Origin of the sequence: Chelatococcus sambhunathii, assembly GCF_001418005.1 — a bacterium.
GTDB lineage: Bacteria > Pseudomonadota > Alphaproteobacteria > Rhizobiales > Beijerinckiaceae > Chelatococcus_A > Chelatococcus_A sambhunathii.
In genome coordinates this window covers 301,697-323,398 of sequence record NZ_LIOL01000003.1, presented here as the reverse complement: position 1 = coordinate 323,398, position 21,702 = coordinate 301,697, and the positions used below count along the sequence as shown (strand labels likewise).

The 21,702-nt window shown below is 69.3% G+C and carries 20 protein-coding genes; 6 read left to right on the top strand and 14 right to left on the bottom strand.

The annotated features are described in order from the left end of the window. Positions 1-169 precede the first annotated feature (169 nt). Positions 170-991 carry an ATP-binding cassette domain-containing protein gene (locus tag ASC46_RS08090; RefSeq protein ID WP_055458774.1) on the top strand — a complete coding sequence of 274 codons (822 nt, stop codon included), beginning with the start codon at positions 170-172 and terminating at the stop codon, positions 989-991. On the opposite strand, the gene ASC46_RS08085 is transcribed toward ASC46_RS08090, so the two are convergent. From ASC46_RS08085 to ASC46_RS08035, 11 genes are all read right to left on the bottom strand, one after another. Continuing rightward, the gene (locus tag ASC46_RS08085) at positions 992-1,621 is read right to left on the bottom strand and encodes a histidine phosphatase family protein (RefSeq protein WP_055458773.1); all 630 of its coding nucleotides are present in this window, start codon (positions 1,619-1,621) and stop codon (positions 992-994) included. A 17-nt stretch (positions 1,622-1,638) separates the two neighbouring features. Then, positions 1,639-2,307, bottom strand: coding sequence for a phosphoglycolate phosphatase (gene gph / locus ASC46_RS08080; RefSeq protein WP_055458772.1), 669 nt, complete (start codon positions 2,305-2,307; stop codon positions 1,639-1,641). A 120-nt stretch (positions 2,308-2,427) separates the two neighbouring features. Then, the gene (locus tag ASC46_RS08075; protein ID WP_055458771.1) at positions 2,428-3,525 is read right to left on the bottom strand and encodes an ABC transporter ATP-binding protein; all 1,098 of its coding nucleotides are present in this window, start codon (positions 3,523-3,525) and stop codon (positions 2,428-2,430) included. 31 nt (positions 3,526-3,556) lie between these two features. Then, positions 3,557-5,236, bottom strand: a complete 1,680-nt coding sequence (locus tag ASC46_RS08070; protein WP_055458975.1) for an ABC transporter permease — start codon at positions 5,234-5,236, stop codon at positions 3,557-3,559. Positions 5,237-5,369: 133 nt separating this feature from the next. Continuing rightward, the gene (locus ASC46_RS08065) at positions 5,370-6,692 is read right to left on the bottom strand and encodes an ABC transporter substrate-binding protein (RefSeq protein ID WP_055458770.1); all 1,323 of its coding nucleotides are present in this window, start codon (positions 6,690-6,692) and stop codon (positions 5,370-5,372) included. 179 nt (positions 6,693-6,871) lie between these two features. Then, positions 6,872-8,227 carry a sigma-54-dependent transcriptional regulator gene (locus tag ASC46_RS08060; protein WP_055458769.1) on the bottom strand — a complete coding sequence of 452 codons (1,356 nt, stop codon included), beginning with the start codon at positions 8,225-8,227 and terminating at the stop codon, positions 6,872-6,874. Positions 8,228-8,229: 2 nt separating this feature from the next. Beyond that, on the bottom strand, positions 8,230-10,137 hold the full coding sequence (locus ASC46_RS08055) for an ATP-binding protein (protein ID WP_055458768.1): 1,908 nt from the start codon (positions 10,135-10,137) through the stop codon (positions 8,230-8,232). Continuing rightward, positions 10,134-11,510 (bottom strand): ABC transporter substrate-binding protein, encoded by a 1,377-nt coding sequence (locus ASC46_RS08050; RefSeq protein ID WP_055458767.1) that lies wholly within the window; start codon positions 11,508-11,510, stop codon positions 10,134-10,136. Before ASC46_RS08050 ends, ASC46_RS08055 begins: the two co-directional genes overlap by 4 nt. A gap of 155 nt (positions 11,511-11,665) precedes the next feature. Continuing rightward, positions 11,666-12,823: a winged helix-turn-helix domain-containing protein gene (locus ASC46_RS08045; protein ID WP_055458766.1), complete on the bottom strand. Its 1,158-nt coding sequence runs from the start codon at positions 12,821-12,823 to the stop codon at positions 11,666-11,668. 38 nt (positions 12,824-12,861) lie between these two features. Then, positions 12,862-13,536, bottom strand: coding sequence for an HAD family hydrolase (locus tag ASC46_RS08040; protein ID WP_055458765.1), 675 nt, complete (start codon positions 13,534-13,536; stop codon positions 12,862-12,864). A 43-nt stretch (positions 13,537-13,579) separates the two neighbouring features. Next, complete coding sequence (locus ASC46_RS08035; RefSeq protein ID WP_055458764.1) at positions 13,580-14,527, bottom strand: LysR family transcriptional regulator; 948 nt, start codon at positions 14,525-14,527, stop codon at positions 13,580-13,582. Positions 14,528-14,626: 99 nt separating this feature from the next. Here ASC46_RS08035 and wrbA point away from each other — a divergent pair, with 99 nt between their 5' ends. Both wrbA and ASC46_RS08025 read left to right on the top strand, forming a co-directional pair. Then, positions 14,627-15,319, top strand: a complete 693-nt coding sequence (wrbA, locus tag ASC46_RS08030; RefSeq protein WP_055458763.1) for an NAD(P)H:quinone oxidoreductase — start codon at positions 14,627-14,629, stop codon at positions 15,317-15,319. After that, positions 15,316-16,515 (top strand): MFS transporter, encoded by a 1,200-nt coding sequence (locus ASC46_RS08025; RefSeq protein WP_055458762.1) that lies wholly within the window; start codon positions 15,316-15,318, stop codon positions 16,513-16,515. Before wrbA ends, ASC46_RS08025 begins: the two co-directional genes overlap by 4 nt. Here the strand turns inward: ASC46_RS08025 and ASC46_RS08020 are convergent. From ASC46_RS08020 to ASC46_RS08010, 3 genes are all read right to left on the bottom strand, one after another. Continuing rightward, entirely contained in the window at positions 16,478-17,236 is a 759-nt protein-coding gene (locus tag ASC46_RS08020) for an RES family NAD+ phosphorylase (RefSeq protein WP_072249456.1), read from the bottom strand. The two genes, ASC46_RS08025 and ASC46_RS08020, sit on opposite strands and share 38 nt — an antisense overlap. Then, positions 17,226-17,609 (bottom strand): antitoxin Xre/MbcA/ParS toxin-binding domain-containing protein, encoded by a 384-nt coding sequence (locus tag ASC46_RS08015; RefSeq protein ID WP_055458760.1) that lies wholly within the window; start codon positions 17,607-17,609, stop codon positions 17,226-17,228. Before ASC46_RS08015 ends, ASC46_RS08020 begins: the two co-directional genes overlap by 11 nt. A 70-nt stretch (positions 17,610-17,679) precedes the next feature. Continuing rightward, a complete protein-coding gene (locus ASC46_RS08010; protein WP_055458759.1) occupies positions 17,680-18,678 on the bottom strand; it encodes a c-type cytochrome in 999 nt (332 codons plus the stop codon). A 194-nt stretch (positions 18,679-18,872) separates the two neighbouring features. Between ASC46_RS08010 and ASC46_RS08005 the strand changes: the two genes are divergently transcribed. From ASC46_RS08005 to ASC46_RS07995, 3 genes are all read left to right on the top strand, one after another. Beyond that, complete coding sequence (locus ASC46_RS08005) at positions 18,873-19,457, top strand: dioxygenase family protein (RefSeq protein ID WP_055458758.1); 585 nt, start codon at positions 18,873-18,875, stop codon at positions 19,455-19,457. Positions 19,458-19,750: 293 nt separating this feature from the next. Further along, a complete protein-coding gene (locus tag ASC46_RS08000; RefSeq protein WP_055458757.1) occupies positions 19,751-20,779 on the top strand; it encodes an ABC transporter substrate-binding protein in 1,029 nt (342 codons plus the stop codon). Positions 20,780-20,841: 62 nt separating this feature from the next. Then, positions 20,842-21,699, top strand: a complete 858-nt coding sequence (locus ASC46_RS07995; RefSeq protein ID WP_055458974.1) for an ABC transporter permease — start codon at positions 20,842-20,844, stop codon at positions 21,697-21,699. Positions 21,700-21,702 lie beyond the last annotated feature (3 nt).

The window sequence follows — 21,702 nt, the reverse complement described above, 5'->3', positions numbered from 1 at the left end:
GGAAAGGCTCGTGCTTCGTGCATTGCCCATTGCGCGCCGCCCCTCCGTGGGCGTATTCCGGCGCTCGGGCGCACTGCCGGGACCAGAACGCCGGTCAGCGTGCGGCCATGCAGCCGGCGGCAGCCGCCGACCTCCTCATGCTCACCGTCGGCACCTGACGAGGCTCCCGATGCTCGACCTCCCGACTCGCCCGACCGAAGCCGCATCCGACATGACCGGCCCGCTCTTCGCGCTTGACGATGTCGCCTTCGCGCTGCCCGAGCGCACCCTGCTTGGACCGCTCTCATTGACCCTCCCGGCGAAGCGCGTCGTCGGCCTCATCGGTCACAACGGCTCCGGCAAGTCGACGCTGGTCAAGCTGCTGGCGCGCCAGCAGCAGCCGTCGGCCGGCACCGTGCGTTTCGCCGGCCGGCCGCTGCCGGAATGGGGCGACCGGGCGTTTGCCCGCAAGGTCGGCTACCTGCCGCAGCAGACGCCGCCCGCCACGGGCATGCTGGTGAAGGAACTCGTAGCGCTCGGCCGCTATCCCTGGCACGGCGCGCTCGGGCGCTTCTCCGCCATCGACCGGGAGAAGGTCGCCCAAGCGATGGCGCTCACCGATGTCGAGATCTTCGCCGACCGGCTGGTCGACACCCTGTCCGGCGGCGAGCGCCAGCGTGCCTGGCTCGCCATGCTGGTGGCGCAGGATACCGAATGCCTGCTGCTCGACGAGCCGATCTCCGCCCTTGACGTCGCCCATCAGGTCGAGGTGCTGGCGCTGGTGCGCCGTCTCGCGCACGAGCGCGGCCTCGCCGTCATCGTGGTACTGCACGACGTCAACATGGCGGCGCGCTTCTGCGACGAGATCGTCGCCCTGCGCGGCGGCCGCCTGCTCGCCCGCGGCACGCCGGACGCGATCATGACGCCGCGGCAGCTCGAGACCATCTACGGCATCGCCATGGGCGTGATGCGCCACCCCGACACCGGCGAGCCCATGGGCTTCGTGCGGTAGCTAGACCGGCGCGTGGTCGAGGCCGCGGATCTTCAGGTCGTCGGGCGCTGAAACATAGTTGAACGTCAGGAGGCGCGCGGCAGCCGGCGAGACGGCGCGGTTCACCGCGAAGACGGTGACGGCGCCCGGCACGAGGGGCGCGAGGCTCTGGGGCGCGAGCCCGACGAGGACGTCGCAGGTGGCGCGCACGACGCCCTCGTGCGTCACGACGACCGCGTCCCCGGGCGCGCGGGCGAGGATGTCCGCGATGGCCGCGCCGACGCGCCCACGGAACGCCTGCCACGTCTCGCCCCGGGGCGGCGTATGGGTGCCGAGCCGCCAATCGCGATAGGCGTGCCTGTCCTCGGCCTCGATCTCCGCAATGAAGCGGCCCGTCCAATCGCCGAGGTCCATCTCGCGCAGGCGGGGATCCGTCACGGCGTCGGGAAAGCCGAGGATCTCGGCCGTGCGGCGCGCGCGGCCGAGGTCGGAGGAGACGACGAGGCCGGGCGCCGGCTCCGCAGCGAAGAAGGCGGCCGCCCGCCGCGCCTGGACCATCCCCCGCTCCGACAAGGGGGCATCGGCATGGCCCTGCAGACGGCGCTTGGCGTTCCACTCCGTCTCGCCGTGGCGGATGAGGATCAGTCGCATGGGATGGGTCCTGAGGCTCAGGCGGCGACCGCCTCGTCGATGAGGGACGGCAGCTCGGACATGGTGTCGAGGAGGCGGTCGGCCCCGAGCTCGGCGTGGGGCCGGTGGCTGTAGCCGTAGGTGACGGCGAAGGCGCGCACGCCGGCGGCTCGCGCCGCCTCCACGTCGTGATAATTGTCGCCAACCATGATCGCCGCTTCGGCCGGCACGTCGAGGCGCGCCAGCGCGGCCACGAGCGGCGCCGGGTGCGGCTTGCGCTCGGGCAGGCTGTCGCCGCCGATCACCGCGCCGAAGAAGCCGGCGAGGCCGAGCGCCTCGAGGATGTCCATGGTCGCCGCATAGGGCTTGTTGGTGACGACGGCGAGCCTCAGCCCGCGCCGCTTGAGCTCATGGAGCACCTCCGGCACGCCGGGATAGGCCGCCGTGTGACGGGCGGCGCCCGTTTCGTAGATGGCGAGGAAACGCACGACATGGGCGGGCAGGCGGGACAGGTCGCCCCCCGTCGCGGCGAGCGCGCGCTCCACGAGCTTCGCCGCCCCGTCGCCGATCATCGACTTGACCGCCGCGAGGCTCACCTGCGGCAGCCCCTCCTCGGCGAGAAGGGCATTGACCGCGTCGGTCAGGTCGCGGGCACTGTCGACGAGCGTTCCGTCGAGGTCGAAGAGAATGGCCTTGGGGGGCGTCATGGGAAGCTCTCGGATTGGGAAGCGCGAATGTGGAGCGGCGTCGCGCGGCGGCGGGAGGACACCGCCGCGCGAGAAATCGCCGCAACGCATATGCCACGCGGCGGACCGCTGCACATCCCTTCAGGATGCAAGCCAGACAGCCGCATTCAGCGACAGGCCCACCTCGACGGCGGCGCCCGGCTTGTGGATGGCCTCGCCCGACTGGAAAGGTACGTCGATCGAGACCTCGGCGGAGCCGACCTTGACTCCGTAGCGCACCGTCGAGCCCAGGAATTCGCTGTGCAGGACCGTGCCCGGCAGGGACACGTCGCGGGCGCCGTCGGCCCCGAGCGAGGCATGCTGAGGGCGGAAGACGAGCTTGGCCCCCTCCGGCACCGTGACATGAGCCGGGATCGGCAAGCGCACGCCGGCGTCGATCTCGAAGAGGCGCGCCCCGCCCTCCTCGATCACGCGACCGGGCACGATGTTGGCCGTGCCGAGGAAGCTGGCGACGAACAGGTTGGCCGGCTTCTCGTAGAGCTCCATGGGCGAGCCGACCTGCTGCACGGCGCCGTCGTTCATGACGGCGATACGGTCGCAGATCGTGTTCGCCTCCTCCTGGTCGTGCGTGACGAAGATCGTCGTCAGGCCGAGGCGCTGCTGCAGATCGCGCAGCTCGCGCCTCACCTGCACGCGCATCTTCGCGTCGAGGTTGGAGAGGGGCTCGTCGAGCAGCAGCACCTTGGGCTCAATGGCGATGGTGCGGGCCACGGCGACGCGCTGCTGCTGGCCGCCGGAGAGCTGCGAAGGGCGACGGTCGGCGAGATGCGAAAGGCCGACGAGTTCCAGCGCGGCCGCGACGCGCCGCTCGATCTCGGCCCTGGGCACCTTCCTTTCCTCGAGGCCGAAGGCGACGTTGCGCTTCACGCTCATGTGCGGCCACAGGGCATAGGACTGGAAGACCATGCCGACGTCGCGCTTCCACGGCGGCAGGTGCGACACCTCGCGCCCGCCGACCAGCACCTCGCCGCCGTCGGCGCGGTTGAAGCCGGCGATCAGGCGCAGCAGCGTCGTCTTCCCGCAGCCCGACGGACCGAGGAAGGCGAAGAACTCGCCGGGCCGGATGTGGAGGTCGATGCCCTTGAGGACATGGTTGGTGCCGTAGGAGAGATCGACGCTGCGGATATCCACGTCGACGGCCTGGGCGCCGAGGGTGGAGACGGAAAGGGGCTGGTTCATTGGCGTTTTCCCTTGGGGGCGGCGGGGCGCATCAGTGCCCCGCCCCCTTGGCCTTCTGGCTCTTCTCGATGATGAGGTGCGAGGCGAAGGTGCACAGGGCGACGAGCAGCACGGCGATGACGCCGAGCGCCGCCCCCGGCCCGCGCCCGGCGGCCGATTGCATGAAGACGTAGAGCCCGTAGGCGAGCGGCGCATCCGCGTTCGACTGCACGAGCATCAGCGTCGCCGACAGTTCGACCGCCGCCGTGGCGAAGCTCGTCACGAAGCCCGCAAGGATGCCGCCGGCCATCAGCGGCAGAACGATGCGGCGCACCGTGCGCACCTTCGTGGCACCAAGGTTCTCGGCCGCCTCCTCGAGCGAAACCGAGATCTGCTGGAGCGCGGCATAGCAGGCGCGCAGCGCATAGGGCAGGCGCCGGATGGCGAGCGCCAGCACGATCACGATCCACAGCGTCGCGAGCGGCGTCCCGTCCGGCAGCTGCACGCCGTAGAAGGTGCGCAGATAGCCGATGCCGAGCACGACGCCGGGAATGGCGAGCGCCGCCGTCGCCGCCCAGTCGAGCCATTGCCGGCCGATGAGCTTCGTGCGCAGCACGAGATAGGCGATGGCCGTGCCGAGCACCACGTCGATGAGTCCGGCGAGCGAGGCATAGATCAGCGTGTTCTTGACGTAGACGAAGCTCTCGCCGAACACGCGGCCATAATGCGCGAGGGTGAAGCCGTCGGGCAGCGGGCTGAAGGACCAGATCGTGGCGAAGGACAGCAGCAGGAGCCCGATGTGGGGCGCGAGCACGAGCAGGAGGATGAGCAAGACGGCCGCATAGGCCGCGACGCTCTCCCACGGCCGCATCTGCCGCTTGGCGAGGCCGCCGCCGCCACGCTGGACGGTGGCGTAGTCCTTGCCGCGCATCGCCCGCGCCGACACCCACATGGCGAGGATCGACATCACGATGAGCACCACCGAGATGACGTAGCCCATCGGATCGGCGATGCCGATCGACGTGACGCGCAGATAGGCCTGCGGCGCCAGCATGTCCTTGACGTTGAGCAGGAGCGGCGTTGCGAGGTCGTCGAAGACCTTGACGAAGACGAGCGAGGCGCCGGCGATATAGCCGGGCATGGCGAGCGGGAAGACGATGCGGCGGAACAGGCGGAAGCCCGAGCAGCCGAGGTTCTGCGCCGCCTCCTCCATCGCCCGGTCGATGTTGCGCAACGCCGCCGAAAGATTGATGAGGATGAACGGGAAATAGTGCACCGCCTGCACGAAGATGACCCCGTTCAGCCCCTCCATGAAGGGGATGCGGAAGCCGAACCAGTCGTTGAGCAGGAGGTTGACCGTGCCGTTGCGCCCGAAGAGCAGCAGCATCGCGACCGCGCCGACGAACGGCGGCATGATCAGCGGCAGGAAGCCCAGCGTCTGGATCAGCATCGCGCCGCGGAAGTCGAAGCGCGTGGTGATATAGGCGAGCGGCAGGGCGAAGATCGAGGCGAGCACCACCGACATCGCCGAGACATAGACCGAGTTCCAGAAGGAACGGATGAAGAGGTCGGTCCGCGCGAAGTCGACGAAATTGACGAGCGTGAAGGTGCCCGTGCCCTTCTCCGTGAAGGCGACGTAGATCACCGTCCCCACCGGGATGATGAGGAAGAGGGCGAGGAAGACGGTGATCGCGAGGGCAAGGGCGAGCTGCCCTGGCGTCGCGGACGTCATGAAATGCCGGAAAGGTCCGGACGGCGCATGCGCACGCCCGGCGGTCGTGGCGTCAGCCATGGACGCTCCCCCGAATGGACATGAAAACGTGGGGGCGGCCCCGCCGGGGGGGCCGCCCGGTCATGGCGCGGGATCAGCGCGCGCGCTTGAGCGCCTCTTCGGCCTTCGCCTGCGCCTGCGCATAGCGCTCCTTGGCGAAGGCGGACCATTGCTGCTCGAGCTCGGCCTGGCGGGCGCCCTTCTCCTTGCCGCCGGTGAAGGCGCCGGTGATCTCGGGTGAAGCGGCCTGTTCCGCGGTAATGGGCATGGCGGCGACGAGGTCGCGCGCCTCGCTGACGAGGGCCCGGGCCTCGGCGTTGTCCTTCTTCGCGAGGGCCGCCTCGGCGTCATGGATGGCCTTGGTCGCCGCCTTCAGGGCGTCGAGCTGGAAAGTGACGGTCTGGTCGTAGAGCACGTCGACGACGTTGGAGCGCTTCTCCGACACCTCGACGTCGAACTTCACCCGCGCCCCGAGGGAGGGATCCTTGAACGGGTTGGGATAGTCGGCCGGGGCCTTGTCATAGACGGCCGGGTTGACCGGCAGGCGGCGGATGCTCGGCTCGAGCAGCACCTCCTGCCCGGCGGGCGAGATGAGATAGTCGACGAAGGCCTGGGCGCCGGCCTTGTTCGGCGCATTGGCGACGACCGCGACATTGGCCGGCACGATCGTCGTCACCGTCGGATAGACGAACTTCACCGGAAAGCCGGAAGCCTGCGAGGAGAAGGCGAAGAAGTCGATGACGATGCCGAAGCCGACCTGGCCGGAATTGACGGCCTCCGGCACGCCGAAGGAGCGCTCGGTGATCTGCCGGAAGTTGCCGGACACCTCCTTGAGCGTGCGCCAGCCCTTCTCCCAGCCCTCGCCCTGCAGGATGGTCTCGATGGTCAGGTGCGTCGTGCCCGAGCGCGACGGCGCCGCCATGGCGACATGGTCGAAATAGACCGGCTTGGCGAGGTCCTGCCAATCCTTCGGCTCCGGCAGCTCATTGGCCTTGGCGTAGCGCTCGTTCCACATGATGCCATAGCCGGAGGCGGCAAAACCCGAATAGAAGCCATCGGGATCGTTGATCGGATAGGAGCCGATCTTGTCGGGGATGCCCTCGGCCTTGGGCTTGTAGGCTTCGAGCAGGCCCTTGCCCTTCAGCACCTCGAAGGCGTCCGGCGCCGAGGCCCAGAACAGGTCGACCTGGTTGTTGGCCTTCGTCTCCTCGAGATATTTCACGCCGGCATTGGTGTTGCGGTTCTGCACGTCGAGCGTGACGCCCGGATGGGCCTTCTCGAAGGCCTGCTTGAACGGGTCGGTCACGTCCTTGGAGAAGGAGGTCACGACCGTGACCTTGCCGGTCTGGGCAAAGGCGACACCCGTGAACAGGGCAGCGCCGATCAGCGCCGCAGCGGCGGCGTAATGACGTGGCATCTTTTTCCTCCCGAATGGGCTGTTCTGCTGGGCCGCCCGAAGGCAGCACACCCCTTCCAGCAACAAGCGGGCCAGATGCCGGAAACGGCACGCTGCAAGGGCTTGCGCACAGCCGACAGCCGACCCCGGCGGGTCAGGCGGGTAACAGCGCCGACGGCCGATGGGTCAGGACGGTAACATCAGGCGTCGATCGCGGTGCCGCGGCCGAGGTCGTATTTCTTCATCTTCAGGTAGAGAGTCTTGCGCGTGATGCCGAGCGCTTCGGCCGTAACCCCGATGCGCCCGGAGAACTGCGCCAGCGTCTCCTCGATGATGCGCCTTTCGGCCGCCTCCATCTGCTCCTCGAGGCTCTGGAGCCCCGCGCCGCCGCGCGCAGGCTGCTGCGGCTCGTCCTCGTCGAGCCCTAGGAGATAGCGCTCGGCCGCGTTGCGCAGCTCGCGCACGTTGCCGGGCCAGTCCTGCTGCCTGAGCCGCTCGCTGAGCGCCGGGTCGGGCGGAGGCGCCGCCCGGCCCTGCCGCTGGGCGGCGAGATCGAGGAAATGGGCGAAGAGCAGGGGCACGTCCTCGCGCCGCTCGCGCAGCGGCGGCAGGCGCAGCGTGACGACATTGAGGCGATAGACCAGATCCTCGCGAAAGGCGCCGCGGCCCGCGAGCTCGGCGAGATCGGCCTTGGTCGCGGCGACGACGCGCAGGTCGACCGGGATTTCCCGGTTCGAGCCGAGCCGCTCGATGGTGCGCTCCTGCAGGACGCGCAGCAGCCGCACCTGCGCCGGCAGGGGCATCGATTCGATCTCGTCGAGAAAGAGCGTGCCGCCGCTTGCATGCTCGATCTTGCCGATGCGCCGCTCGCGGGCGCCGGTGAAGGCACCCGGCTCGTGGCCGAACAACTCGCTCTCGATCATCGTCTCGGGGATCGCGCCGCAATTGACGGCGACGAAGCGGCCCTTGGCGCGCCGGCCGAAATCGTGCAGGGCCCGCGCCGCCACCTCCTTGCCCGTGCCCGTCTCGCCGAAGAGGAGCACGTCCGTCTCTGCATCGGCAAGGGTGCGCAGAGTGCGGCGCAGCCGCTCGATGGCGGCCGAGCGGCCGACGAGACGGCCAGCGAAGGGGTCCCGGTCGGCCGCCCCCCTCCGCAGGGTCCGGTTTTCGAGGATGAGGGCGCGGTGGGCGAGAGCGCGCCGCAGCGTCTCGGCGAGCCGCACCGGATCGGCGGGCTTCTCGACGAAGTCCCAGGCGCCGGCCCGCACCGCCTTGATCGCCATCGGCACGTCGGCATGGCCGGTCACGAGCACGACCGGGATCTCCGTATCGATCGCGCGCACAGCCTCCAGAAGGCCGAAGCCGTCGAGACCCGGCATGCGCACGTCGCTGAGGATCACGGCCGGCTGGTCCGCGGTCAGGAGGTCGAGCGCCTCGCGCGCCGAGCCGACGGCCGTCACGGCAAGCCCGTCGAGCTCCAGCGTCAGCCGGTAGGCGTCGCGCACCTCGCGATCGTCATCGACCAGAACAACGCTTGCCGCCATTTCGTCTGCCATGCTCACGCCTGCCCCGCTGCAGCAAGCTCTACCACGAAGGTCGTGCCCGCCGGCCCCGTCTGCGCCAGCGAGAGAGCGCCGCCGAAGTCCTTGACGATGTTGTAGGACATCGACAGGCCGAGGCCGAGCCCCTGCCCCACCGGCTTGGTGGTGAAGAACGGGTCGAAGACGGCTGCTCGCGCCTCCGCATCGATACCCGAGCCGCTGTCGCTGACGGACAAGAGGATCCGTCCGCCTTTCGCTTCGGCGCCGATGGCGATGTGCCGCTCTCCGCCGCCGTCGAGCGCGTCGAGCGCGTTCGAGACGAGGTTGACGACGACCTGCTCCAGGCGAATCTCCTCCGCCTCGACCGTCACTGGGCCATCGGGGAAATTAAGCCGTACAGCGACACGCTCCTCGTCGAGACGCTGCGCGAAGAGGCTGAGCGCGCCATCGACCACGGCCTTCAGGTCCACCGGTTCGAGCGTCGGCGCCGGCCGGCGGGCGAACCGCTTGAGATGGCGGATGAGCTCGGCCATCCGGGCCGTCAGGCCCTGGATCCGCTCAAGGCTCGCCCGCGCCTCATCCATGCGTCCGCGCGCGATGAGGACGGCGCTGTTGTGTGCGTGGGAGCGGATCGCGGCGAGCGGTTGGTTGAGTTCGTGGCTGATGCCGGCCGCCATCTGGCCGAGGGCGGCGAGCTTGGCGGCCTGGACGAGATCGTCCCGCGTCTGCCGGAACACCGCGAGCGCCTTCGCAAGGTCGCCGAGTTCGTCGTCGGTCGGCGGCGGCAGGACCGGCATGGTGGGCCCGCTCGCGATCGTCGTCGCGGCGAGCGTCAGACCCTCGAGGCGCGCGACGAGGCTGCGGCGCACGTAGAACCAGCCGACGACGATGGCGATGGCGAGCGAGGCGATGGCGATGGCGAGGAGGAGGTTGCGCCCGACGACGATGGCGGCGGCCGAGCGCTCCGCCGCCCGCCGCGCGATTTGCTCCGTGCGGCTGACCTCCTGCGAGACGAGCGCGCCGAGCTGGGTGACAAGACGCCGGTTCTCTGCCAGCAGCGCCTGGGCCTCGGCAATGGCTGCGAGTTCTGCCCGCTTCAGGGCGGCAAGACCAGCCCGGTTATCGGAAACGGCCAGGAGGCGCGCCACGATCTGGCTCACCGTGACAGTGTCGGTCCAGCTCGCAAGCGCCTTCGTCTCGATGTCGAGCTGGTCGGCTATCTCGCCGATGAAATGGCTCGTCGCGTCGAGATCCTCCACGGTCGGCACGGTCGCGAGCCGCCCGAGGAGCCCGACGATGAGATTGGCGTGGGCGTTGATGGTAAGCAGGGCCTCGCTCTTGCGACTCTCCTCGCGCAGCGTGCGGCGGCCCGATTCCGCGGCATCGCCCGGCCCGACACGACCGATGGCCGATTCCATGTTGAAACGAGCGTCGTCGATCAGCGGCTCGACCTCTTCGATGAGGTCCGCCTGCAGCCAGCGCAGTTCCTCGCTCATTTCCCGGACGCGCTCGCCGAGCGGAAAGCGCAGCTCCGCCACCCGGTCGATGGCCTGAAGATTGGCCTCGATGCCCTCGGTCACGACGATGAGCTCCGGCGACAGCGAATCCTCGCTGCTGCGCGTGTCGAGCACCGAACGCAGCACGGCGAGCCGCTCGACGAGCGTCTTGCGTATCGCATCATAGGCCTCGCGCCGCTCGGCGACGGCAAGGTCGGGCGTGCTGGCGATGACGTTGGCGCCCGCCTCCGCGAGACGGGCGGAAAAGGCGAGCGCCGGCAGATGATCGGTCGCGACCGCGTTCAATTCCTCGCTGAGGCGGGCATAGGACAGCCAGCCGACGATGCAGGCCCCGACGGCCAGCCCACCGACGCCAAGGAAGGCGAGTAGGAGGCGCCCGCCGATACCAAGCCTCGCCCTGCGGTTCATCGGGAGACCTCTGCACCGGCGACGCCGCGCCCCGTTGCCTGCACGTCGAGCCGCGCGGCCGCCTCGCCCACGGCTCGGCCGGCCCGGCGCAGGTTGTCGTCGATGGCCGCCCTGATGCGCGCTTCGAGCCGTGCCTGCGGCTCGGAAGCAGGAACGCCGCGCCGCACCCGCTCCAGCTTCCGCCACCGCTCGAGGTCCATGACCTCGTCCGCACCGATGGGCGAGCGCGTCAGGGCCTCGCGCGCCTCGCCGACCAGGCGCGCCGCCTCCGCATCGCCGCGCCGGACCAGCGCCGCCTCCACCGTCCGCACCGACCGCCAGAGACGCGCGAGCTCGGCACGACGGAAGGTGATCATCTCGTCGAAGATGATATTGACGAGTTCATAGCGGGCGGCCGACAGGCGCGGATCGAACAGCCCGTGCGCGAACAAACCCTCGCGCCTGAAGGGGCTGCCGGTCACGACATCCCCGACGGCATAGGCGGCAGGTGAGATCGGCAGCCGGGCGATGGCCGGATCGAGCAGGATCGCCTGCCCATCGGGTGAGAGCACGAGATCCACGAACCGCTCGGCGCCCTCGCGGTTGTCCGCATCGCTGAGCACCGCGATGCTTGCGGGGACGAACAGCGTCTCCTCCGGCAGTGCGAAGGCCATGGCACCCCGCGGCAGGCCGTCCTGGTTGGCGAGGAAATCGATGGAGGGGCCGATGCCGAAGCGTCCGCGCGCGACACCGGCCGAGACGCCGAAGCTGCGGGCGGTGACGGTGGCGAGATTGCCGCCGATCTCGGACCACAGGCCCCAGCCGCGCTCCCAGCCGTAGACCTGCAGGATGGCTTCGACCATGAGGTGCATGGTGCCCGAGCGCGAGGGCGCGCTGATGCCGACGTGCCCGGCATAGGCTGGCGCCGCAAGATCGGACCAGCCGCGCGGCACCGGCAGCCCCTTCTCAGCCATGTAGTCGGGATTGTAGACGAAGCCGTAGCCCGACAGGGCGAAGCCGAGATAGGCGCCGTCCGGATCGTTCACGGGATAGCCGGCGATACGCTCCGGCGCGCCTGTCGGGCGCGGCTTGAGGCGCGCCAGCCGGCCGGCCGCCTTCAGGATCTCGAAGGCATCGGGCGCCGAAGCCCAGAAGACGTCCGCCTTCTGCCGGCCGCCGACGAGTTCGGCCACCGCCGCCGTCGTCTTGCGCTGCACGAATTCGATCGTGCTGTCGGGATGGCGCTGTTCGAAGGCCCGCCTGTAAGGCTCGAGGAACTGCGGGGGAAAGGAGGTCAGGACCCGCACGGGACGTGCGCCCGCCCCGGCCGCCGTCGCCGGAAGGGCAAGGTGGACGAACAGGGCGGCGAGGCAGACGGCGAGGATGCGGACCATGGCCCCTGGCTGTTATCGCAGATCGCGCGGCAGTTATGCCCCTCTTCTCACGAAGGGCCCGCCTTGTCACGGCCTGCGCAGGGCCCTGCCTGCCGAGCCACATGCGCTCTGCGCGACCGCCTTCAGGACATGCGCTGATCCAGCGGGCCGTCCGGTCAACGCGCCAGCTGGAAGCGCTCGAAGCGGTGCAGTTCCTCGTCGATGCGCGTCTTCAGGCCGTCACGCCTGCCATCGGTGAACCAAGTCCACTGCTGGATGAGCAGCTTGCCGTTCTCCCGGTCCGCCTTGAGGTCGATGGCGGCGACGATCTCGTCGCCGACGAGGACAGGCAGCGCAAAATAGCCGAGACGACGCTTGTCCTTCGGCACATAGGCCTCGAAGCGGTGCTCGTAGCCGAAGAAGAGCTGCGTGCGCTTGCGCTGGATCATCAGCGGGTCGAAGGGCGAAAGGATGTGCACCGTATCGGACGGCGCGCCGCCCGCCGTGGCGAGCACCTCCGGCCGGGCCCAGTGGAGCAGCTTCTCCTCCCCCGCGAGGACGACGGGCACGAGCTCCTTGCGGCGCACCCGCGCCTCGATCGCCTGCCGCACGGCGGGCTTGCTGCCGGCGTCGAGATAGCAGATGGAATCGAGGCTCACGAGCCCCTGCGCCCTCAGCGCGCGGTCGAGCAGATAGGCCGCCCGCTCTTTCTCGGAAGCCGGCTTCGGCGGTGCGTCCCAGCCGAAATGCCGCTCCATCAGCTCGTAGGTCTTGACCATGCCGTTGCGGGCGCTGACCGTCAGCACACCCGTGTAGAATGCAAGCTGCAGCGCCCGCTTCGACGGTTTGCGGCTGGCCCAGGGGTGGTCCTTCTCGACGAGGACGTCGTCCTCGATGTCGCGGATGGTCAGCGGCCCCTCGCTCCTGACGAGCGTCAGCACCTTGCCGAGATCCGCCTTCTTGACCGAGGCGAACCACGGCCGCGGCTGCCGGCGGTAGCGCTTCATCGCCCCGAGGTAGAAGCGCAGGTCCCGCGTCGGCACGTAGGACAGGGCGTGCGTCCAATATTCGAAGACACTCTTGTCGACGCTCTGCGCCCGGGCGAGATCCTCGCGGCGATAGGCCGGGATGCGCGTCCACAGGATGTGGTGATGGCAGCGCTCGATGACGTTGATGGTATCGATCTGGACATAGCCTAGATGTTCGACCGCAGCCTGCGTCGCCTCCGGTCCTGCACCGAAGGGCTCGGGCGTGTCGAGCCGCTGCGCGGCGATCCAGATATGCCTGGCCGCGGCCTTGGAAAGCACATGGGGTGTCGTCGTCTTGGGCGCCATGGCGCGGACGATAACCGGATTCGCCTCATGAGGGGGAGCTAGCGACGGCCGCCCACCTCGTCGATGTGCTTGAGCAGGTCGGCCGGGTCGTCGTAGACGCGGAAGGCGCCGGCCTGGCGCAATTCGTCCGGGCCGTAGCCGCCGCTCAGGAGGCCGACGCCGAGGGCGCGACAGCGCGTTGCCGCCAGCATGTCCCAGATGGCATCACCCACGACGACCGCCGTCTCGATGGGCGCGCCGAGCCGGCCGGCAGCGGCGACGAAGAGGTCGGGATCGGGCTTGGCATATTTCACCTGGTCGCGCGTGACGACCGGCACCTTGGCAGGGTCGACGCCGAGCGCCTCGATGTTGAGCGCTGCCGTCTCCATGCGGCCGCTGGTGGCGATTGCCCAGGGAATGCCGTTGTCGGTGAGCCAGGCGAGCAGTTCGCGCGCGCCGGGCAGCGGCCGCACCTGGCCGGCGAGGCGTTTGTAGGCCGCCGCGTGACCCTGGCGCAGGCGGTCGACGCGCTCGGCCGAGATGTCCAAGCCCGTCTCGCGCAGGAGCTGGTTGGTGAAGAGGCCGCCGCTCATGCCGATCTTGCGGTGGATGCGCCAGACGGACAGGTCGATGCCCTCGGCATCGAGCGCCTCCTTCCAGGCGAGGACATGCTGGTAGACGCTGTCGACGAGCGTTCCGTCGAGATCGAACAGGAAGACGGGTTCGATACGCATGGGGTCGCACCTTGCGGCTGGGTCGGGAGCTCACACCGTCTTCTCACGACGCGTCCGGCTTGTCACCGCTCAAGAGCGCAGGACAGGCGACGGCGTGCCGCTCGAGCGCCGCACCGAAGGCGCGCGCCGCCGGGCCGAGCGGCGCGTCCGTCCGGTGCACCAGATAGGCGGTGACGATGGCCTCCCCGCCCGGCCCGAAAGCCGTCGCGTTGAGCCGCACCAGGCGGCCCTCGGCGAGATCGTGCGCCACGAGCCACAACGGCAGGCGGCCCCAGCCCAGGCCGCCGATGATGAGGGCGTGCTTCACCTCCTGGCTGTCGACGCGCCATGTGTTGGGCGACAGGACGCCGAAGTCCCGCCCCTGCGACAGGGGCGAGGAATCTTCGAGCACGATCTGCAGATGGTCGGCGAGGTCCTCCGTGCCGAGGGGCTCCTGCGGATCGCGCCGGCCGAGCGGATGGGAGGCGGCGGCGACGGCGACGAAGGCGAGCCGCGTTAGGATGCGGCGCGCGATGCGCGGGTCGGGAAAATCGCCGCCCACGTTGATGCCGAGCGTCGAGCGGCCTTCGCGCACGGCGACGAGCGGGCCGCCGAGGGGCAGGAAGGAGACGCGTACCGCCACGGACGGGTGGCTCGCCCTGAGGTCGCGCAGAGCGGCGGCGATGACGGGCAGGGAAAAGAGCGTGTCGACCACGATCGGCAGCTCGATCTCGAGGTCCTGCGAGAGGCCGCGTGCCCGGGCGCGCAGGAAATCGACCTTGAGCAGCGCCGCCCGCGCATCCTCGAGCAGCGCCCTGCCCTCCCGGGTCAGCACCGGGCGCCGGCCCGAGCGGTCGAACAGGGCAAGGCCGAGTTCCGCCTCGAGATTGGCCATCGCATGGCTGATGGCCGACTGCACGCGGCCGAGGCGCGCGGCGGCAGCGCGGAAGCTGCCGGCCTCGGCAACCGCGACGAAAACCCGGAGCTGATCGAGAGTGAGTGCATCCAGCATGATCTATATCTTCGATCGTTCAGAGCGAAATTTTCTCACTTATATCGATCGATGCAAGCGTCCATCTCTTCTGTGCCACGCGCTGAGAGGATGCACGACATGCGAACACGCGAAGACATAACGGACGGCAGGCACGGCAACGAGGTGCGCCCGCGGGTGCTCGTCCTCTATTACTCGTCCTACGGCCATATTGCCGCCCTCGCCGCCGCGGTCGCCGAAGGGGCCGGCGCGGCCGGAGCCGAGGTCGCGGTCAAGCGCGTACCGGAGCTGGTGCCCGACGAGGTGGCGCGCCGGGCCGGCTACGACCTGACGCAGGAGGCGCCCGTCGCCGCGGTGGCCGAGCTCGCCGACTACGACGCCATCGTCATCGGCACGCCCACCCGCTTCGGCAACATGGCGGCGCAGATGAAGAACTTCCTCGACCAGGCCGGCGGGCTCTGGGCGCGGGACGCGCTGGTCGACAAGGTCGGCGCCGTCTTCACCTCCACCGGCAGCCAGCACGGCGGGCAGGAGACGACCATCCTGACGGCGCATGTGGTCATGATGCACCTCGGCATGGTCGTCGTCGGCCTGCCCTACACCTTCAAGGGTCAATTGCGCATGGACGAGATCACCGGCGGCTCGCCCTACGGCGCTTCCACGCTCGCCGACGACGGCAACGGCGGCGACCGACGCCCGAGCGAGAACGAGCTCGCCGGCGCCCGCTTCCAGGGCCGCCACGTCGCCGAGATCGCGGGCCTTCTCGCTTTCGGCCGCGCCCGGCGGGACATCCGCGCAAAGGCTGACGCATGACCGGCGGGCGCGGCACGACGGGCCTCATCGTCGGCGCCGGCATCTTGTCCGCCTTCCAGGTCGGCAAGGCGCCGCTGGCGCTGGAGGCGGTGCGTGCGGATCTCGGCCTATCCCTTGCCGCCGCCGGCTGGCTCCTCTCGGCCTTCGCCATCGTGGGCGCCGTAGCGGGCATGGCGATCGGCCTCGCGGCAGGGCGCGCCGGCATGCGCCGGCTCGCCGTCGGCGGCCTTCTCCTGCAGGCGCTCGGCAGCGCCATCGGGGCCGGCGCCGGCGGCGCGCCCCTCCTCCTCGCGAGCCGCGCCATCGAAGGCCTCGGCTTCCTCGCGGTCGTCGTCGCGGCTCCGGCGCTTCTCGCGGCGATCACGCCCGCGCCTCGCGCCGGCCGGGTCTTCGCGCTGTGGAGCACCTTCATGCCGGTGGGCATGACGATCATCCTCGCCGCGGCACCGCTGCTGCCCGTCCTCGGCTGGCGCGGGTTATGGCTCGGCAATGCCGCGCTGCTCGCGGGCTGTGCCTTGCTCGTCGCCCTGCGCACGAAGAGCCTTTCCCTGCCCCTTCCGCCAGAAGGCATGGGCGCGGATGCGCGCGAAACCCTCGGCAGGCGCGGACCATGGCTGCTCGCCGGGCTGTTCGCGGCCTTCTGTATGGCCTTTTTCGCCGCCTTCGGCTTCCTGCCGACGATCCTCGGCGAGCGCCTGGCCGTCGCGCCGGCGGCGGCGAGCCTGCTGACCGCACTCGCCATCCTCGCCAGTGCCGGCGGCAACCTTGTCTGCGGCCGCCTCATCGCCCGGGGCTGGGGCCATCGGGGCCTGCTTGTCATCGGCTTCGCGGCCATGGCCGTCTGCGGCCTCGGCATCTTCACCCCGTCGATGCCGGGTGCCGGCGCCTATGTGTCGTGCCTCATGTTCTCGGCTATCTCCGGCCTCATCCCCGTCGTCCTCTTCGATGCCGCGCCGCATTACGCACCGCGGCCCGACCGCGCGGCCGCCACCATGGGGCTGCTGATGCAGGGCAACAACCTCGGGCTGCTCGTGGGCCCGGCCGCGGCGGGGCTCCTCGCCGGAAGCCTCGGCTGGCCGAGCCTCGCCGCCCTCGTGGCCGTCGTCGCGCTCGCCGGCATCACGCTTGCGGCGATGCTGCCGCCGCGGCGGGCGGAGCTCAGCGGCGGGGCGAAACCGTCGGCCGCTCCCAGTTGAAGGCAGCAAGGCGCGGATCGTCGGCGAAGGCCTCGCGGCCGAATTCGAGGCCGCTCGCGGGAAAGTCGCAGACGGCCTGCACGCCGCTCGGCCCGAGGCGCATGCGCCAGGTCTGCCGCTCGAGCGGGCGCGGCTCGGAGAAGGCGGCGCAGGTCAGCACCGCGAGATTGGCGCCGCGCTCGGGATCGCGCACCGATTCATAGCGGATGACGGCGATGCCCGCCTCCCGCGCCGCATCGGCGAGCCCCTGGCAGGCGTCATAGGCGAGAAGGTCGGTCCACAGCGCCCTGTCGCGCACGAGCGGCGGGGCCGTGAGGTCGAGCGCCCGCGCCACGGCGACGGCGGCGGAGAAGGCTGTGTAGTCGGTCGTGTTCGCCGGCCAGGGCGTCATCGGCGATTCGGCGAAGAAGAGGAGGCGGTAGAAGGCCATCTCGGCCACGGCGGTGCGCGGCGTCTCGGCGGCGTAGTAGACGCCGGCGGTGCGGCCGGCGCGGCGGAAGCGCGAGCCCCTGGGATATTCGGCCCCGTAGCGGAACGGCGTGGCCAGCAGATAGTCGAGATGGCGGCACTCGGGCGGCAGCGCCGGCTTCGTCTCCTCGATGAGATCTTCGAGAAGCTTCTGCTCATCGAGGTTGTCGACGAGCTTGAGCGTCGCGACGCGATGCTGCGCCTCGATGAGCCGCCAGCAACGCCCAGCATGCGGACGCGCCTCACACGACAGCGCGGCGGGCGTTCAGATAGGCGATGACATCGACGAGACCGGCGACGGTGCCGATCCGGTCGAGCGGCCGGGCACCGAGAAGGGTGTTGGGATTGCGCAGCCAGGCGCGGGCGACGGTCTCGTCCCCGCCGACGATCGCATCGAGCGAGCGGAAGAGACGCACGAACAGGACCGACAGCTCGAAGGCCTTGGTGCCGGTCTCGAGCACGTAGTCACCGCGCTTCATGCGCGAGACGGTGGCTTCGCTGAGGCCAACGATGCCGGCGAGCGCCCGCGCGGTGATGTCGAGCCGGTCGGCCGCCCGCAACAGCGCCTTCGTCAGCACCGTGCCCGGGTCGGGCACATCGGCTCGCCGCTCGAGGATCTGCGCCATGGTCGCTTCTTTCAAACGCTTCTTTCCATGGAAAACATGAATAGCATAAATTTCTATGGGATGGAAATGTTCACCGGCTCTGCCCCGCTTTCAGCCGCGCCACTTCGGCGCGGATGGGCCCAAACGGCCCGTAGCGGTGCTGGCTTTCCGAAAAGCCGTCAGCATAGGGGCCGTAGGGCGCATCCACCGGCTTGTCGAGCTTGTCCGGGAAATCCGCGGCAAGGTCCCCCTTGCGCGGCCGCGGCTGCGAGACGACGAAGGCGGCGACGTCCCAGGCGTCCTCGGGGGGGAGCCGCGGCATCACCCAGCTCGTGCCGTTCGGCATGTTGTCGTGCACGAAATTGGCGATGGTGATGAGCCGGTTCATGCCAGCCCCGTCGTTGAAGCTGTCCTCGCCCCAGAGCGGCGGCGTCGCATAGCCGAGCGCATCGCCCCTGACGCCGCGCCGCACGCCTTCGCCGCCGATGCCGTGGCACCGGGCGCAGTTGTCGCGATAAATACCGGCGCCGCGCGTCGGATCGGCCGGTCGATCGAGCTCCGCCATCGCCCGCAGGCCCTGCCCGGCCACGGCGGCATCCTTCGGCAGGCCATTCGAGAGCACACGGATATAGGCAACGAGCGCCTGCATCTCGCGACCGTCCGCCGGCAGGGGCCGGCCGTTCATGGATCGCGTCATGCAGCTGTTGACCCGGTCCTCGATCGACACGTCCTCGCCGCGCCGGGTGCTGTAGCGCGGGTAGTCGACGAAGGCACCCACGAGAAGCAGGCCGAATTTCTTGCGCCCCTCGTCGAGATGGCAGTTGCGGCAGGCGAGATTGTTGCCGGCATAGCGCCGGGAAGCATCCGCCACCTCCGGCCCGACATGGGCATAGGTCGCCGCCACCAGCGAGCGGCCGTAGCGCACGAGCCGGCCGTTCTCGTCATCCGGCAGATGATCGATGTCCGGCACGCTCCAGACGGTGACGGGCGCCGCCGGCGCGCTCTGGGCTTGCGCTCGCTCCGCGCCGGCGAGCCCGACGAAGAGGACGAGGCCCGCGGCAAGCCTGCCCAGAACCCTGTCGACCATCATGATGTGCCCCCGTCCATCCCGGCGAATGCCCGGCCCCCGCCGTCCATGCAAGCCGAAGCGGCCGGCAAGAGCAAGGCCGCAGGCAACTGGACCCGCACCGCTGGAACAATGGGCCGCCGTTCCCATTTCTTGAAGGGAGCCCGCTGCGAACCCGGGCTCAGATCCGTGGCTCCCGATCGAGGGGAGAACAAGCGATGCTGCCATCCCGCCGCTCCGTCCTCCACGCCTTCCTTTCGGCACCCGCAGCCTCCCTGCTCGCCTCGGCTTCCGGCGCGCAGCCGGTCCCCGCACCGCTCACACGCACGCCGGCCTGCGACGGGCTGGAGCCGACGCCGCCCGCAACCGAGGGGCCCTTCTACAAGCCGGGCACGCCGGAGCGGCGCAGTTTCGCCGAGGACGTGCCCGGCGGTGAGCCGATCACGCTCGCCGGCTTCGTGCTCGACGAACAATGCCGGCCGCAGGCAGGGGCCCTCGTCGAGCTCTGGCACGCCGACGACGAGGGGCGATACGACAATGCCGGCTACAGGCTGCGCGGGCACCAGTTCACCGACGAGGGCGGACGCTGGTGGTTCTCCACCATCGTGCCCGCTCTCTACACCGGCCGCACGCGCCACTACCACGTCAAGGTGCAGCGCCGCGGCGGCGACGTGCTGACGACGCAGCTCTACTTTCCCGGCGAGGCGCGCAACGCCCGTGACCGCCTGTTCGACGAGCGCCTCCTGATGCGTGTCGAGGAGACCGCCGACGGAAAATTCGCCCGTTACGACTTCGTCGTCTGACGCCGGCAAGGCGGGAGTACCGATCCACGAGCATTGCGCAGATCATCATATGTATTGATCGCGCCATTCGGCACACGCCAGGCTTTCTCCGATCATATCCGCCATCCCTTGCGGCCCTGAAGGGTTGCAATGCGAGGCTATATCGCCTAACGTGCGCCGCATCATACATATGCAGCAATCATCAACTGCGCAGACGCATGTCTGCGCAATGCTTGTTGTATTTGACATCGATTTTCTTGCGCAAGAACAAGAAATATAAAGAATCAAATTCACGGAACCAAGAGGAAGAGCTAATGAAAATCACGAAGACGATCGGCCTTACCGCCGCGATGTCCCTGGCTGCCATCATCGGCGCCGCGGCGCCCGCTGCCGCCCAGAGCTGCGAGGTCGACAGGCCTGTTGTTTTCGGCGATCTCGATTGGGATTCGAACTTCTTTCACAATGCTGTCGCCCGCTTCATCGTGGAGAAGGGATACGGCTGCAAGACCGATTCGATCCCCGGCTCCACCATCCCGCTCTACACGGGTGCGGTGCGCGGCGACGTCGACGTCGTGATGGAGATCTGGTCGAACACGGCGCCAGAGGTGTGGCGCGACGGCGTCAAGGACGGCAAGGCGGTGGAGATCGGCGTCAACTATCCCGACGCCATCCAGGCCTGGTTCGTGCCGCGCTACCTCGTCGAGGGCGAGGACGCCCCCGCCAAGGACCTGAAGTCGGTCGCCGACCTGCCGAAGTTCAAGGAGCTGTTCAAGGATCCGGAGGAGCCGGAGAAGGGCCGCTTCTACAACTGCATCTCCGGCTGGGCCTGCGAGGTCATCAACACGAAGAAGCTCGCCGCCTACGACCTCAACGAAACTTACGTCAATTTCCGCCCCGGCACGGGCGCGGCGCTGATCGCGGCCATCGAGAGCAACATCAAGCGCAAGCGGCCTATCGTCTTCTACTACTGGGGCCCCACCTGGGTGCTCGGCAAGATCGGCGATCAGGTCGTCCAGCTCGAGGAGCCGGCCTATGACGACGCCGTCTGGAACACGCTGATGGAGACGAAGAACGCCGAGGACGTGGAGAAGGCGACCGCCTATCCCCTCACCAAGGTGCTCATCGGCGCCAATGCCGAATTCGCCAAGAAGGCGCCGAACCTGATCGCCTTCCTCGAGAAGTACGAGACGACGAGCGCGCTCGTCTCCGAAGCCCTCGCCTACATGCAGGACAACGACGGCTCGGCCGAGAAGGCCGCCGAGAACTTCCTGAAGACCCGCGAGGATCTGTGGACGCAGTGGGTGCCGGCAGACATCGCCGAGCGCGTCAAGCAGGCGCTCTGACTGCCCCAGCGCCTCGCCGCCCCCGGCGGTGAGGCGCCCCACCGGACACCTTTGGCATGAACATCTTTCCCGACATCCGCGGGCCGATCGCGGCCGCGACGAACGACCTCGTGGATTTCCTCGTCGTCGATTACGGCGACGCCTTCGAAGCCTTCTCCAACGTCCTCCTCCAGGCGCTGCTCTTCATCGAGCGCGGCCTGCGCGCCCTGCCGCCCTGGGCGATGATCCTGATCATCGCGGCGGTGGCGCTGGCGGCGAGCCGCAAGCCGCTCATGGCCGTCGGCGCCGCCGCCGGGCTGTGGTTCATAGGCGCGCTCGGGATGTGGGACCAGGCGATGCAGACGCTCGCCATCATCCTCGTGTCGGTCTGCTTCTGCATCCTCGTCGGCCTGCCGCTCGGCGTCCTCGCCGCCTCCTCGCGGATGTTCCGCCGCGGGCTCATCCCCGTGCTCGACCTGATGCAGACCATCCCGAGCTTCGTCTATCTCATCCCGGCGGCGATGCTCTTCGGCCTTGGCAAGGTGCCGGCGATCCTCGCCACCGTCATCTATGCCCTGCCGCCGCTCATCCGCCTCACCGATCTCGGCATCCGCGAGGTCGACGGCGAGGTGGTGGAGGCGAGCCGCGCCTTCGGCGCGACGCGCGCCCAGATCCTCACCGGCGTGCAGATTCCCCTGTCCCTGCCCACCATCATGCAGGGCATCAACCAGACCACGATGCTGGCGCTGTCCATGGTCGTCATCGCCTCGATGATCGGCGCGCGCGGCGTCGGCGAGACGGTGCTGCTCGGCCTGCAGCGCAACGATTCCGGCACCGGCCTCGTCGGCGGCATCACCATCGTCATCCTCGCCGTCGTGATCGACCGCATCACCCAGGCCTACGGCCGGCGCCTGCAGCGCCACCGCAGTGCCGAGGCCTGAGAG